The organism is Arthrobacter sp. 10L424, from assembly GCF_056395325.1.
Genome location: NZ_JBFTJH010000038.1, coordinates 1 through 368, shown reverse-complemented (window position 1 = coordinate 368; position 368 = coordinate 1). Strand labels below are relative to the sequence as shown.

1 rRNA gene is annotated in these 368 nt (G+C 54.6%); it reads left to right on the top strand.

Annotated elements, in window-relative coordinates:
• The first annotated feature begins 235 nt into the window (after window positions 1-235).
• A 5S ribosomal RNA gene (gene rrf, locus AC1DC5_RS19075) occupies window positions 236-352 on the top strand.
• Window positions 353-368: the final 16 nt, after the last annotated feature.

Here is a 368-nt window from a genome sequence, read left to right as displayed (position 1 = left end):
GACCGGTACTAATAGGCCGATAACTTACACCACACACCCTCTTCGTGAACGGATTCAAAAGACGTTCACACCAGGAGAGGGTACAAAGAAACAAGACTGCTTGCGTCCACTATGTGGTTCCCAACCAACAAACCCGTTGCTTGAGAACCAAAACAACTGAATACAACACCACATGTTGTAACCACAAAGTTTTCCCACCACCACCCCCAGGGGCGGAACGGTGTGGAGCAAGGGTTACGGCGGTCATAGCGTGGGGGAAACGCCCGGTCCCATTCCGAACCCGGAAGCTAAGACCCACAGCGCCGATGGTACTGCACCCGGGAGGGTGTGGGAGAGTAGGTCACCGCCGGAACATCATTACACGGTCG